At 41.3% G+C, this 14985-nt stretch carries 13 protein-coding genes; 2 read left to right on the top strand and 11 right to left on the bottom strand.

The window, feature by feature from the left end; translation table 11 throughout:
• Positions 1 to 8 precede the first annotated feature (8 nt).
• The 4 genes from NST58_RS16750 to NST58_RS16735 form a co-directional block, all read right to left on the bottom strand.
• Positions 9 to 1313: a purine/pyrimidine permease gene (locus tag NST58_RS16750; RefSeq protein ID WP_339243562.1), complete on the bottom strand. Its 1305-nt coding sequence runs from the start codon at positions 1311 to 1313 to the stop codon at positions 9 to 11.
• 47 nt (positions 1314 to 1360) lie between these two features.
• Positions 1361 to 2068, bottom strand: a complete 708-nt coding sequence (deoD, locus tag NST58_RS16745) for a purine-nucleoside phosphorylase (RefSeq protein WP_339243560.1) — start codon at positions 2066 to 2068, stop codon at positions 1361 to 1363.
• A 161-nt stretch (positions 2069 to 2229) separates the two neighbouring features.
• Positions 2230 to 3663 carry a helix-turn-helix domain-containing protein gene (locus NST58_RS16740; protein ID WP_339243558.1) on the bottom strand — a complete coding sequence of 478 codons (1434 nt, stop codon included), beginning with the start codon at positions 3661 to 3663 and terminating at the stop codon, positions 2230 to 2232.
• A 119-nt stretch (positions 3664 to 3782) separates the two neighbouring features.
• Positions 3783 to 4334, bottom strand: coding sequence for a biotin transporter BioY (locus NST58_RS16735; RefSeq protein WP_076307849.1), 552 nt, complete (start codon positions 4332 to 4334; stop codon positions 3783 to 3785).
• 247 nt (positions 4335 to 4581) lie between these two features.
• Here NST58_RS16735 and NST58_RS16730 point away from each other — a divergent pair, with 247 nt between their 5' ends.
• Positions 4582 to 5559, top strand: coding sequence for a biotin--[acetyl-CoA-carboxylase] ligase (locus tag NST58_RS16730; protein ID WP_076190305.1), 978 nt, complete (start codon positions 4582 to 4584; stop codon positions 5557 to 5559).
• 129 nt (positions 5560 to 5688) lie between these two features.
• Here NST58_RS16730 and NST58_RS16725 read toward each other — a convergent pair whose 3' ends face one another.
• The 4 genes from NST58_RS16725 to NST58_RS16710 all read right to left on the bottom strand — a co-directional run bounded on the left by NST58_RS16725 (position 5689) and on the right by NST58_RS16710 (position 9994).
• On the bottom strand, positions 5689 to 7041 hold the full coding sequence (locus tag NST58_RS16725; protein WP_076184945.1) for an MATE family efflux transporter: 1353 nt from the start codon (positions 7039 to 7041) through the stop codon (positions 5689 to 5691).
• A 234-nt stretch (positions 7042 to 7275) separates the two neighbouring features.
• Entirely contained in the window at positions 7276 to 7959 is a 684-nt protein-coding gene (locus NST58_RS16720; RefSeq protein ID WP_076281823.1) for a MarR family transcriptional regulator, read from the bottom strand.
• Positions 7960 to 8255: 296 nt separating this feature from the next.
• The gene (locus tag NST58_RS16715) at positions 8256 to 9038 is read right to left on the bottom strand and encodes an ABC transporter ATP-binding protein (RefSeq protein WP_076130491.1); all 783 of its coding nucleotides are present in this window, start codon (positions 9036 to 9038) and stop codon (positions 8256 to 8258) included.
• 113 nt (positions 9039 to 9151) lie between these two features.
• Positions 9152 to 9994: an AraC family transcriptional regulator gene (locus NST58_RS16710; protein ID WP_076184951.1), complete on the bottom strand. Its 843-nt coding sequence runs from the start codon at positions 9992 to 9994 to the stop codon at positions 9152 to 9154.
• A gap of 150 nt (positions 9995 to 10144) precedes the next feature.
• Between NST58_RS16710 and NST58_RS16705 the strand changes: the two genes are divergently transcribed.
• Complete coding sequence (locus NST58_RS16705) at positions 10145 to 11854, top strand: glycoside hydrolase family 2 TIM barrel-domain containing protein (protein ID WP_076130489.1); 1710 nt, start codon at positions 10145 to 10147, stop codon at positions 11852 to 11854.
• A gap of 221 nt (positions 11855 to 12075) precedes the next feature.
• On the opposite strand, the gene NST58_RS16700 is transcribed toward NST58_RS16705, so the two are convergent.
• From NST58_RS16700 to NST58_RS16690, 3 genes are all read right to left on the bottom strand, one after another.
• Positions 12076 to 12648 carry a TetR/AcrR family transcriptional regulator gene (locus NST58_RS16700; protein WP_076130488.1) on the bottom strand — a complete coding sequence of 191 codons (573 nt, stop codon included), beginning with the start codon at positions 12646 to 12648 and terminating at the stop codon, positions 12076 to 12078.
• A 284-nt stretch (positions 12649 to 12932) separates the two neighbouring features.
• Positions 12933 to 13685 carry an SDR family NAD(P)-dependent oxidoreductase gene (locus NST58_RS16695; protein ID WP_339243555.1) on the bottom strand — a complete coding sequence of 251 codons (753 nt, stop codon included), beginning with the start codon at positions 13683 to 13685 and terminating at the stop codon, positions 12933 to 12935.
• Positions 13686 to 13918: 233 nt separating this feature from the next.
• The gene (locus tag NST58_RS16690; RefSeq protein WP_339243553.1) at positions 13919 to 14920 is read right to left on the bottom strand and encodes an NADP-dependent oxidoreductase; all 1002 of its coding nucleotides are present in this window, start codon (positions 14918 to 14920) and stop codon (positions 13919 to 13921) included.
• Positions 14921 to 14985: the final 65 nt, after the last annotated feature.

Raw genomic sequence — 14985 nt, 5'->3', positions numbered from 1 at the left:
CCTCCAAATTATCGGTTAATATTCTTGGAATCCTCATATCGAAATGCATCTTTCCACATTAACCCTTGTTCCAAAATAATCGCTAACAGGCTCCCGCATATTAATCCATTATTTAAAATGGCAATCACGATCGGAGATAAATGGGCCGTAGCTGATGCAGGAATAAACATTAAACCTACACCCACTAAAAGGGAAAGCCCACTGACAATAAATGTTCTCTCTTCATGAATAACCTTTTTCAATTCCTTTAGCGCTAGTCCGACCATCTTCACAAAAATGACGAAGGTAACAGAATAGCCTATGGGAGCTGGAATCGCAGATATGAAATTCATCATAGGCGGAAACAAGGATATTGAGATCACTAAGCTGCAGCCTATTAAAAATGATTTGCGCTCCCTCATCCCTGTTTGCTCAACATATCCCGCCGCTCCCGAAATAGGGACTGAGCCGACCGCTCCTAAACCACCACTTATAAGATGCGTAATTCCAGAAGTAAACCCGGCGCGCAAATAACGACGATGATCCCCTTGCTTTGGTTTCATAACGGTCTCCATCAAACGGATGGATGCCACTGCATTGGTTATTAATAATAGGGTTAGTAAAAATGCAGTAGTAATTGTCCCGGCATCGAATCGGGGTGTTCCAAATGGGAATATTTCCGGCAGCTTAAATAGAGTATCCGCACGAGAAACCGCCGGCATACTACCGCAGATTATAAATAATAGGCAGCCTATCACTATACTGAGAATTATTGAAAACTGGCTTAGTAATACAAAGCGGCTGTTGCCTAACCAAAAGGTAATGCAGACCACGATCACACTAAGGATGAATACTTTAACATCTAACATGGTGTGGGCGATGGTAATCCCCATCATCCCTTTCATAAAAGATCCGCTTAATTGAAAGATCAATAAAAGTAAATAAATAAAGGTGATGGTTGGAGTAAAAAGACGAGCGATTTTATCCATTAGCTTAAATGCTGAAATTAGGATAAACAACACTCCGCTAATGATCATCGCTCCACTTAAAGCCTGTAAAGCGCCGTTGTTAGAGGAATAGAGTCCCCCCACTAAACTCGCGTAAATGGTAAAAATGCTCCACCATAACCCTGCCGGACCTTCATGAATAGGGAATTTATGACCCATCAGGCCTTGTAAAAATCCAGCTATTGCTAAAGTAATCATGGTGCTCTGAATGAGTCCAGAAGTCTCTATGGGTGTTAAGTTATATAAATCTGCGATAGCAATGGGTGCAGCAATTGCACCAGCGATCATAAAAATCATCCACTGCAATCCTGACAGTATTACCTTCATTTCTTTCTCACTCTCTTTTCTAACAACACTGCACTCTTATCAATAAATCAGCCTTCAACGACTGTGTTAAGAGCTACTTCGACCATTTCATAAAAGGATTGTTCACTTTCTTTATGAGTTAGGTGCTCCTGTCTTAACAATTGACTGCCGACGGTCAAAATCGATAACGCTTTTACACCATATTTAGCGGCTAAAGTGTATAGGGCGGTACTTTCCATTTCTACAGCTAATACACCGAAATCCAAGAACTTATGAAGCCGATCTAAATTTTCACGATAGAATTCATCAGAATTATAGATGTTACCAACAAACACCTTTGCATTTTTAGCTTGTGCTTGTTGATATGCTTTCATTAGCAATGAGAAATCTGCCGTTGGTGCAAAATTACAGCCATGAAAGATCTTTTCCGTCATATTACTGTCTGAAGATACTGCTTGGGCTAATATAATATCGCGGATATTGATATCTTCCTGCATCGCGCCACATGTACCAATGCGAATCAATTTCTTAACTTCATAATCGACGATCAATTCTGTTGCATAGATACTCATCGATGGATTTCCCATCCCTGTCCCCTGAACCGACACAGGCACACCCTTGTATAATCCAGTGTATCCATACATCCCTCTTACTTCGTTATAACAATAAGCCTCCTCTAAAAAGTGTTCTGCCACAAACTTTGCACGTAAAGGATCTCCTGGGAGCAAAACGAGTTCTGCTATTTCTCCCTTATTTGCACCTAAATGCCTACTCATAGTTCTTCCTCCAACTTTTAATAGTAAACTGAGGTTTACCGAAATCGCTTTCCACTTGCCTTCAAGTAAAATCAGTTTCGAAACTAGATTGAGCATAAGGTTTTTTAACATTACAAACTAGACCAAAAACTTACGGAGCTTACGGAAAATAATTGGTCAAATTATAAAAGCAGTTCTTTACGAATGTTGTCTAAATCTCTTTTAGAGGGGATCGTGGAAATAATAACAACAGGCACTGTCGTTAATGCAACCGGGATATTACTAATGACAAGATCGATATTATTTTGCTGCATGATCTCGTCGGTCAGACCTTTCATTATGGAAGTATTAAGGATCAACTGATCCCCAATCTCCTTCTTTATCAAATCTGCTATGTAATGACGAATTGAAAATTCTTCCCCGATCACTAAAAAGGCCCTCTTACTTTTATAACGTAAACTCGAGCGGACAATTAAGGTTAGCTTTGTTAAATGAAAATGATTAAACAAAACGGAAGGGTAAGTTTTATTCCACGTTTGCATACAGGTTTGCAATTCTTGATAAATCTGCTGGCATTCCTTTTGAACATATGTTGTTAAATGACTTGTTGAAATCATCATCCATTCCGGAATGGCATTTTCGATTAATAGCTTGTCAAAGAACCCGTAAATCTCCAAAATAAACCGTTCTTGCATATCTAAGTTCGGGTATACCTTTGCTAATAACATTAGAAGCAGATTCCCCATTTGATATTCTTCTTTATCCTTGTGTAATTCGACTTCTTTCATCGGAGTGATCTCTGACCCTTCATAATAATGATATTGGCTGAGACTAACCATGGATTGCATAAAGAATATTTCACTGTTTGGAAATTCAACGGACAGCATATCCTCAAGACGTTTTGCAATAGTTTTCACTGGAAAATAAAACATCCCCTTTTCCCAAGGGTAAGCATTTTCGTCGATTTTCACACATTTTCCTTTAGCCACTCTTTCTATAACAATGGCCAACAAAAACGATAATCTCCTTTTGGAATTGATAAAATATACAATGTTATTCTCATTTTCTATATTTGTGATTAACTGATTAATATAAGCAAAATCAACATTCGCAAAGGGCCAGCCTGTAAACTCATACGCATCACAATATAACTTCCAATAAAAATATCGAATATTCATTTCATTCCCTTTGATCATGGGGGTAGAAAAACTAATGCGTAGCTTATAAGCTTTTAGATCATCATTATTTAATTGCACAATCAATTTCTTCAAAGACGAGGTACTCATAAACATGGCTTCGGAGAGCTCTTCCACTGACAGTCGACCCACATTCGTAAACAAAAAATCCATCAGCCGATAAAAGATGGTTTGTCTGAACATAGAAGAAATCACTTCACTAATCGTACTTCGCCCATCACGTTGAAGAACTATTCCCTTTCCTCTAGAAACCTCAATGGTTACAGTAGATGGTAATTGCTTGCTGATTTCCTCCACCATCTTCCGGATGGTCTTATCAGAGATCCCTAAACTTTTTTCTATTTCCGCTAAGGTAAACCATCTATGTTCTGTATCAAGCAGCGTTAATAGTTGACTAGCTAAATTAAATCCCTTATCCATTTTTCTCCACCCACTTCAATTTCGTTTTAATTTTTATAGTATAAACAAATTCGCAACCATAACCCTATTATTTTTCAATAAAAAAACCCGGGTTTTATTTACCCGAGTTTCAAATCACATTATATTTGTGTTTTTTCTTCAATAGGGCTAATTGCTTTCAACTGCATCGTTATGATGGCTGCAATAACGGCTTTGATGATGTCTCCCGGAAGAAAGGCCAACGCTCCGACAAGACCAGCCCAGATCGAAGTATTGGTTATCAATGCCATGACAGGGGCACCAATCAGACTCACTAGTAATACACCGAAGATTATGTTGATAGCTACCAGCTTCCAAGTTCGAACCTTCGGCCAGATTTTTTCGGAATACCAGCCAATAAGGCCGGCCGCGATTGGAAAACTAAATATGTATCCTGCAGAAGGTCCAACTAACACCGCGATTCCGCCGCGACCGCCAGTCAGTACAGGCAGCCCAATGGCTACTAGTATGATGAAAATAATGAGACTGAGGGCGCCCATCCGTTTCCCCAGAAAACATCCAGCCAACATGACGCCAAGCGTCTGGGCAGTGATCGGAACGGGGATGAAGCCGAGGGGGATGGGCGGTATCATCCCCAACACCGCGATAAGTGCTGCGAATAATGCAGCATAAATTAGTTCTTTTGTCTTCAAAAAAATGACCTCCATTGGATATCAATGATTGTATTCTGGTTAGTAAATACGTCCAGTAAGCTGAATTATAATGGAGTTATTCTTTATTGTAAACCATAAATTAATATATGGTTTACAATAGAATAAAATACCATGCTTGAGTTTTTCCTATTGTTATATAGAATTAGAGTATTCAGTCGCAATCGTTGGATGTTAATCTATTCAATGGGTTTTGGTCGGAGAGTTATACTTTTGGAGGTTTAAGTTCATGACAGTAAAAGAACATATTCTTGCCTTGCTCGACAGTAATAAGGGTGAATATTTTTCCGGCGAGGAAATAGCCGTTCAGTTATCCGTGACGCGCAGCGCGGTCTGGAAAGCCATAAAATCTTTACAGACAGACGGTTATTCCATACAAGCTGTAACCAATAAAGGATATTCCATGTCACCACAAACGGATATCTTATCAGCCAGTGCAATTTCAAAGTACCTGGATACTCAGGGGCAAAAGTTACGTGTTGAAGTCTTTAAGACCATATCTTCCACGAATGAAGCCGTAAAAAACCTTGCCTCAAATGGAGAAGCTGAAGGTAAAGTGATTCTTTCGGAAGAACAAACAGCTGGTCGCGGGCGAATGGGCCGGAAATTTTTTTCTCCACCTGGAACGGGTATCTATATGAGCATCCTGCTACGTCCCAAGCTGTCCGCAACAGACTCAGCTTTATTGACCACTTGCGCCGCAGTAGCTGTAGCCCTTTCTATCGAGAGCGTATCCGGTAAAGAAACGCAGATTAAATGGGTAAATGACGTTTTTATGGAAGGTAAAAAAGTATGCGGGATCCTTACCGAAGCATCCGTGTCATTGGAAAACGGCTGGCTTGATTATGCTGTCCTCGGCATCGGTATCAATGTAGTCCTCCCTTCCGAAGGCTTTCCCAATGATCTTACCGAGATTGCAACAACTGTAATTTCAGAAAACAATCCTTATGGTGATCTGCGCAACCGTCTCGTTGCAGAAGTACTAAACCATTTCATGAGATATTATGAACATTTAACGGACAGATTGTTTCTTTCCGAATACAAAAAAAGGTTAATTTCACTTGGCGAACCTGTGACCGTGATAAAGGATAATGAACAACGTAAAGCAACAGCTATTGATATCGATGACGATTGCCATCTGAAAGTCAGATATGAGAATGGTGACGAGGAATATCTTTCAAGTGGAGAAGTCAGCATTAAAATTTAATTGGAGCTTCGCCTCCAAAGCAGCTAGTGCTGCCTCATGGCAGGCTGCTTCATCATACGAGCCAAAAAAACCTTGCTGATCCAAGGTTTTTTTAGATGAACTTAAAATATCAACTTAAAGCTTAGGATTCTACTGTACTAAAGTATCTAAATCAGGCTGCAATTTGTTCCGCAGAACATACAGCATGATGGCACCCACAAGGAACGCAACAGCATCTGAAATGACGAGCGACCAGACTACTCCGTGGAAACCGTTCATTCGATTAGCGATATACAATACTGGAATCAGAGTAACACCTTGAATAATTGACATAATAAAGGCGGCGGTTCCTTGTGCTGTCGCTTGGAAGATCCCCGTAAACAACGCGGTCGTTCCTGAAATGAACAGGGATAAGAACGTTACATGAAGAATATAGCTGCCCAGTTCAATTAATTGCGGGTCATTCGTAAATAAACCGATTAAGTGGTCGGAAATCAGATATACAATAATGCCGAACACGGCTGCTAATGCCACAGTCACTTTGATTGTGAATGTAATGGTATGCTTCATGCGTAATTTATTGGCTGTAAAAGAGAAGGCAATCAGCGGCACGACTCCCTCACATAAGCCCATCAGAATAACCTCTGGAAATTGTAATAATCGTGATGAAATTCCGAAGGCCGCAATAGCCTGCTCCCCGTATTCGACCAGAAAACGGTTAAAGATAAGTGACATTGCACCCATGAAGAGACTCATAACAAAAACGGGTACTCCAATTTTAAATACATTGCTGAGAATGTCTTTGGAAGCTTTGAACCATTTAACAGAGAGGGTTAAGAATTGGCTCTTATATCCCATGTGGAAGGCGTAGAATGCACTTGCAACCAAGTTAGAAATGACTGTAGCAGATGCAACCCCGATCACATCCCAATGGAAGACGAAAATGACTAGCGCATCGAGAATAATATTCACAACAACACTGAGAAGCATACCAATCATCGAAGTGATTGCTGCCCCCTCCGAGCGCACGATATTCTCCAGCGTGAAGAATAAAACGACGAAAGGTGAACCAATAAGCATAATCGTGACATAGTCCTTCGTGAATCCGAAGGAGTCAGGCGTCGCTCCCAAGCCATGGACGATTGAATCGATCAACGGGATGCCGGCAGCCATCAAAATAAGACCGAGAGCTAAACTGCTGTAAAAAGCGAATGAAGACACATGCTTTACATCATCATATTTTTTCTCTCCCAGCAAACGGGAGATGAATGCACTGCTACCGATACCAATCAAGTTACCTAGCGCCATAATGGCGGCGAATAAGGGTAAAGTTAGTGCGAGTGCGGTTAACATCGCAGTATTGCCCAGTGTACCAAGGAAATAGGCATTCAAAATGGAATATATGACACTCATCGACATGCCTAGCATCATCGGTACTGCGAAGTGAGCTACGGCTTTTGCGACAGGTGCTTTTTCAAAGTAATGGAGGTTTTCTGCATCCATAAGGTTCACCACTATCTTTCTTTATTTTGTTTTTTGAAATTACTTAGAATTCTAACTATCGGTCCAATATGATCCGTGACGCAGCAACAAGCAAACCTGTACCCTAACGACGAGTTTTCAGATTTGGCGTACGAAATTTGACTATTCTTCAGTTTCACATTACGCTGCCTTTGCCGTTCATCTTTCTCTGGTGGAAAGGCAGCGCCTCAGCTACTGTTTGCTAAAAGACTTTAATTACTTATCGTCTGGGCCATGTGACTTGTCAGGTGACGAATTACTGTCATCGCTGGAAGGCCAGCCGAATCCGCGCATGTCACCACGCCCTTCTCCGCCAAATCCAGGGAACCTTCCGCTAAAGCGTTCGTCCCTAGAATTTCCCCACATTCTGTGCATTTGTCCGCGCATAGCCATCATTTTTTCAAATTCCTCTGTTCCCATGCGCGCCTTGGCAGCTTCCATCCACATAGCCATCACATCACGTTCTTCGCCCGATCCAAGTTCTTCCTCCAAAGCTGTAATGACGCGAGTTAGGTAATCCCCGAAAGCTATCTGCTCTTCTGGCGATAAGCGAGAAAATATGTTGCCGCTGTCTATCTCTTGTTTCTCTTCCTCTTGTCCTTTTTGCGTTAGGTAAATCAACATGATACGTTTGTCTGTTTCTGAGGGTTTACGGGTGATGTATTCTGCTTTCTCCAGTTTACCAAGCAATTCATTGAGGGATGATACACGGATGTCCAACATATAGGATAAGTCTTTGGTGCTGATACCGTCTTTCATCCGAAGGAACGCTAATATCCTCCCTTGCCCACGTGATGCGTCGGCCATAGGACCAACCGCGGCATGAGACTTCAAGTGTTGCCTTTGCAACAGCCATTGCAGTTTCGCGAGTTTTTCGTACAATTCAGTATTCATGTCCATAATGAATCCTCCATTAAGTTTTTACGGTACCTGTTTAACTTTATAACGGTACCTGTTGATTTGTATTATAACGGTACCTGTTAGATATGTCAAAATGTTTTTTTACAGGTACCGTTAATATGTTGTTTGACTGTTTATGGACGTGGCTTATAAGCTTGCAAACAAATACAAAACCCGCGCATTGCGCGGGTTATTTTAAAATTATATTGTGATCAGTTTTCATTTTTTATATCTGCAAGCAATCCTTCAAACCACTTCAGAGCGGTTTGCTCGCCTATTCGATGTGCCTTGATATTCTACTTATCACCGGCAAGTGTAAGCCACTTGCGGTTATGATGTTCCTGTACTTCAACGGGGGTATCGAAGAAATCACTCAAAACATCTGACTGCAAGCAGTTTACTGTCTCGTCACCTTTGTAGATTTCACCGTTCTTTACCAGCAGCGTGTGCGTGAAGCATGGTGTTATCTCCTCGATATGATGGGTTACATACAGCAAGGTTGGTCCACCAGGTTGCTTTGTTATCTTCTCGATCATCTGCAGCAGCTGTTCACGTGCAAAAATATCTAGTCCCGTGCACGGCTCATCAAGGATTAGTAGATCTGGATTGGCCATTAGTGCGCGTGCAATGAGGACTTTCTGACGCTGTCCTTGCGACAAGGTATCATATGTACGACCAGCCAAAGAAGAGCAGTCTAGAAACTCCATTAACTCCTCGGCTTGCTTTTGATCCTCTTCATTCGTCTTATCATACAGACCAATCGTCGCGAATTTTCCGCTTAGGACGATGTTCAGGGCAGTCTGATGGCCGTACAGCTTCTGCTGCAAGGAGGTGCTTACCCAACCGATTCGTTTGCGTAGCTCTCTCAAATCCACATCGCCAAAGCGATGGTCCAGCACTTCGACTTGTCCTGTTGTCGGCCAGATATAGCCGTTCACGACGTTTAGCATCGTCGTTTTTCCTGATCCATTCAGACCGACGATACACCAGTGTTGTCCCTGCTTCACTTCCCAATTCATATCGCGTAAGATCATTGTCGTATCACGTTGCCATGATACATTTTTGAGTGATATAATCATGCCCAATTTTCCCTCCTTAAACATGCTTCAATGAGTTCAATATTATCATGGTAAAGTCCTTCCCGTAAAAAAACATAAACGCAAGATTTTCTCGCCAGCGGTTCTAAGGACAATTAATCTTTGATTCTCTGTTTGTTTCGGTATACTGTCGGAGGGATCCCGTTAAGCTGTTTAAAAATCTTACTGAAATGATATTCTTCGTAGTACCCGCATAATTTGGCGATTTCCTTAACTGGATAATCGGTAAAAACCAGATAACGACAAGCTTGCTGGTTCTGTAAGTGCATATGGTATTCCTTTGGCCCCATCCCCGTAAATTTCAGGAACATCTTCCGCAAGTAAGATGGCGAAATGCCGTATTTCTCCGCCAATTTCTCAATCCGGTGATGATCCTTATAGTCGTTCTCGAGAGTTTTCTTGATCTGTTCGAAGGCGGCGAAAGCTCCAGACTCCATCAGATTCCAGTCCGGTTGTACGGTCTGGTGCAGCATATGCAGTAGGATCTGCATTTTAGCCCGGGATACAGCTATGCCATCGGTTAGTCCGGGCAGCCAGTCCTGGTGAATCCCCCAGACCAGCTGGCTAATTTCCTCAGCTTGCTGTTGGTTATATTGGCTTAAGAAGGGAAGTCTCAGTTTTACGATTGGCTTGACTTCCTTCCATACCGCATCATAACCAAGCTCTGCACAATCGAAGAGCAGCATCGTTATGCGAAGTGGAGCATCCATCTGCGAGCGCATGGACAGTTTAAGGCCTGGTTTTAAATAGATTAGCATTCCAGCCTCTACTTTGTGCTCAACATTGGTCAGGAAAACCCCTTTACCTTCATGAATCCAGTACAAGCTGTGCACATTTACCATGTTACGGATGTCCTCCCAGCCGGGATAAGTAGCTTTGTCGAGTACAAAATGGATATGCACTGTGAGGTCATTCAGCTTGTAATCATTTTCTTCCAATTAATAATCCCCTCCTGCTGCTAAAAGAGCGATTTAAACAAGACGGTAACGTTTTTTTCTATTTAATGCTTAAACTCCAAATGTTACTATCCATATTATCAAGATGTCTGAAATTCACAATACATTACAGGAAATAAAGGAGGAACACACTTGTTAAGGACTTTTAGCGAGTATCAAATTCGGAGAACTGCGCTGTTGGATGGGCCTTGGGATTTCATGAAGGATCCGTTAAATACGGGTGTTCAAGAAAAATGGTTTGAGCGATTTCCACATTCTTGGCAGTCTCTTTATGTGCCCTCGTGCTGGAATAATGAACTGGGAATGTACGATTATGAAGGTGTCGGTTGGTATCGTAAAAAAATACAGACTGTGAATTCGCAGCATGTCAGACTCATCTTTCATGCCGTGCTGGGCCACGCCGACGTCTATTTGGACGGGCAGCACCTTGGGTATCACTATGGAGGATTTACACCTTTTGAATTTATTGTTCCTTCCTTAGGGGCAGGAGAACATGAGATTATCGTCCGGACGGACAGCACCTTGGACCGACTTACGATTCCTACGGAGCAGGTGGATTGGTTTCATTATGGGGGAATCATACGGTCGGTGGAGCTGCAATATTTGCCTGAACTTTACATCGAACAACTGAAGATTGATTATGAACTGCATGGACCAGATGCCGATGTCACTGTTCAGGTGAGGCTCCATTCCTTCTTTAAGGAGCAGCACACTACAAAGATCACATTCTCCGAAAGCGGACATGAATTGCACTCGGAAGAAGTACAGATTGAAACTGGCCAGACCCTCAGTCATACGTTCAAGTTGCTTATGCCTGAAGTACGTTTGTGGAACGTAGGTCTTCCAGAACTGTATACCTTTCAACTGCGGACAGAGGAAGACGACAAGATTGAACGGATCGGTTTTCGCTATATCGAAACAAAGGATCATCGGATTCTAATTAACGGTTCACCCGTTTATCTTAAGGGTGTGAATAGACATGAAGAGCATCCTGAGTGGGGTTTCGCCTTCCCTCCGAAGCTGATGCACAAGGAGCTCAGTATCATTTTGGAGTTAGGTTGCAATTCCGTCCGGGGTTCTCATTATCCCCAAAGCCCATATTGGCTTGATCTACTCGATGAGCAAGGGATTGTATACTGGAGCGAAATTCCGATATGGGGAGCCTTTCTGCCGAACGAAACAGTAAGTGAGCCGCTCTTCCAGGAGCGTGCACTGACTATGATTGAAGAAATGATCAGCTTGCATATGCATCACCCAAGTGTGATCTTTTGGTCCGTTCATAATGAGATTGATACCCGGACGCAAGAAGCATATGCTTTCACACAAGCTCTAGTCGGATTGGTGAAGAAACTCGACAGTACTAGGCTTGTCACCTACGCTACGATGCATCCACTCGAAGATATTCTACTTCCTTTATTCGATGTTATCGGTATTAATAAATATTTTGGTTGGTACGAAGGCGATACAGCCAGCTTTAAAGACATGCTGGAACAGTTCCATGTGCGTGCGGAGCAGATGGGAGCCGGTGACAAGGTAGTGCTCATGACCGAATTCGGTGGTGCTGGACTATTTGGGGATGTGGGCTGGGAGCAGAGATTGTTCAGCGAGGATTATCAGGCAGATATTGTAACTGAAGCACTGGCGATCTTCAAAAATGATTCGAAAATTGGCGGGACTTACATCTGGCAGTTTGCAGACATCCGCGGCGATCTGAAGAGCAGCAGCAAGAACTTTCGCGACCGTGCCCGCGGCTTCAACAACAAGGGTCTGGTTAATGAATACCGCAAACCTAAACAATCCTTCCGTGAAGTGCGCCGTATCTATCAATCTTGGACAGATTAATATCCACATTGACTAAGAAGCCCATCGTCAGCATGGGTTTTTTTAGTGTCTGCATTCTTAGTTCCTTACAGCTGGTGTCGGACGCGATATTTATATAGTTAAGCTGGGCGTATTAAGTCGGTTCTATTCTTCGCGTACTCGGGTAGCAGTAAGTTGATTGTCTATTTTCGGCATTCGATACAAGTGCTTGTCCTCTTACACTGCAGATAGATAAAGGAGTTTTAATCTAGAGTGATCAGTATGGTATGAATAATACTTGTTAATTTCCCATGGTCCGTTGCCGTTTTTACCATTGTACGTAGTCCTAACCAGGCATTCATTAAATAATGGGAAATAGCCTCGGGCTCCAGTGAAATTCTAAGTTCACCTCTTTGCTGGCCAGTCTGAACGAGGTCATATAACAACTTCTCCGTTTTTGAATAGCTATTCTCAACAAAGGATGCAACCTCCGGATCCAGTACTCCCAACTCCACACCCGAATTAACTATGAAACATCCTTGAGGTTCTCCTTCGCTCCTCATCGAAGATTCTAGAAATTGTCGAATGATCTCCTTTACGGGTTCTTGTTTCTCAACCAAGAATCTCATTTTTTTGTTTTGAGTAGATTCGTACCGTTGGAGTGCCGTCAAATATAAGGCGTGCTTATCACCAAATGTATCATAGATACTTCTTCTGTGAATTCCCATACAGTCTACCAAATCTTGCATTGAAGTTTTCTCGTAACCTTGCATCCAAAATAGTTTTATCGCTTTATCTAGTACTTCATTAATTTCAAATTCTTTGCTTCTTGCCATTGTAATCACCTCAAGCAATCATTATACATTTAAGTAAACGATCCGCAAACTAATATATAAAACGTAAATAAAATCAAGCAAGATGCTTGATTTTATTCATAACATGATAACTTAACTGATGCTTACCGAAGAATTCTTACTTTGTCTGCTTATAAACAATCCAGAGTCCAATCTTTTTCCAGCGTATGCAAAAAAGTTGTACCCCACGTTTAAGAATAGGGAAGCCAGTTCTTTTTGCTCCAGTTTCTTCAACGATCGTTTTAGTGACTAATATCTAATTCGATTTAAAACTCAGATATAATTGGATAGATTTGATCTCTCAGATTGAAATCATAGTTCTGGTCAACAATCCCTATCATATCATTGCTATCATAAAGCTCTACCATGAAACTCGCCATTTGTTTGGCAGTGTGGTATTTAGGCATGTTTGCTTTGTAATCAAATTCTTCAGCATCTATAGATTTCTTTACAAATTCCGTTTCAGTTATTGCTGGTGCTAAAACCTTTGCTTTTAATTTCGCGCCTTTAAGCTCTAGTTCCTTTGCAAGCCCTTCGGTGAAGGCACTAACATAATATTTAGATGCAGAATAAGCAACGCTCCCAACAGCAATGGCATATCCGAGTGCGGATGATACGTTAATTAACTGAGTTCCTTCTACATCAGCATAATCTCGCACAAATAGTGTTGAAAGGATCGTCAAGGATTCGATGTTAACACGTAACATAATTTCAACTTTATCTAAATTCTGTTCTACCACAAAAGAAGCTTCACCAAGTCCTGCATTATTAATCCAGGTTTCTATTTGGTATTCCTTCAAAGTGTTATACAGTGTGTAAGCCTGCTCTGTAATAGACAGATCATTTGAACGAACAATAACATCTACATTAGGATCAATATTCTGAATTGTTGATTTAAGTTCTTCTAATTTATCTAATCTTCTAGCTACCAAAATTAAATTTTTACCGCGTGCAGCAAACGCCAATGCTGTTTCATACCCAATTCCTGAGCTTGCTCCTGTAATCACTGTATATTTCATATTATTCTCTCCCTTTTAAGTTTTTTGATCAATTAACAACATTTCAATAGAGTTTATATTCACGATTAAACTTGTATCTCATTCACCCCCTCCCTTAATAAATTTCTTCAAAATATTCAAGAACGATCATTCTAGTTAAGGTAAAAAAACTACACTATTAACTCTAATTTGCATCAGTATATCAATTCTAGAATGATCAGTAAAGAAATTTTTGACAACAATTGAGACCCTCCTTAAAATCTGATAATAACTTTTCCTTTAGGATGACCTTCAGCAACAAAAGTCAGTGCTTCATTAATATCTTCTATGTGGAATTCTGTAGGGTCCACTGCTGGTACAATCCCATTATCTTCAATAATCTTCGTAATTTTCTTTAATTGTTCGCCATCACTGCGAACAAAAATGAAATGATATTGAATCTTCTTTTTCTTCGCTTTATGATCATACTTAGCCCCGGCGATGGTGAAGAGCTTTTGTTTCCAGCCAGAGAAGCCCAAATCTTCTGCAAAACGTTTGTTAGGACCGGTCCGCAGAGAAAGAAGGCGGCCTCCTGCTTTAATAATTGAAAGTTCATGATCAAATTCGCTGGGTCCCAAGGTATCCATCACATAATCAACATCACTAAGCTGTTCCCAATAGTTCGTAGTCGTATAATCAATATATTGGTCTGCACCAGCGGCCATTGTCCGTTCACGTGCTTCTGGATTTCCACTGATGATGACCTTGAGCCCCATGCTTTTGGCGATAGGAATGGCCATTTGGCCAAACGAACCAGACCCTCCAGGGATAAACACGCTTTCGCCAGCTTTAGCATTTAATTCTTCATTTAATCCTTGATAGGCTGTCAATCCTGTTAATGGCGCAGCAGCACCAGTCACAAAATTCAGATTGGTGGGTAGGTACCCGATGGCATCTGCATTAATTGCCGCGTATTCCGCAAAGGCACCGATTTTTTGTAGTGGCAGACGTGAATAAATTGCATCGCCAACTTTGAAACCTTGCACCTTCTTACCCACTTTTTCAATAACACCCGTCAGCTCGTTACCAAGTACTAATGGGAATTCATAATCCTGAATCAGCTTTACACTTCCGGTACCAATAAGCAATTCCAAATGATTAACTGCTGCTGCTTTCACCTGAACCAAGACTTCGTTATCACTTATTTCTGGGATTGGAATATCGTTCACTTTTACTATGAACTTTTTTGAATATTTGGTGATCTGTGCTGCTTTCATAATTAATGACCTCCTATGCGTTAAAAAAGTAACATTTATTTGTTTTTGTAACTTACACAACAAGC

This window comes from Paenibacillus sp. FSL R10-2796, from assembly GCF_037965315.1.
In the GTDB taxonomy this organism is placed as follows: domain Bacteria; phylum Bacillota; class Bacilli; order Paenibacillales; family Paenibacillaceae; genus Paenibacillus_AQ; species Paenibacillus_AQ odorifer.
The sequence above is the reverse complement of the archived record's forward strand: the minus strand, read 5'-3'. Positions and strand labels throughout refer to the sequence as shown.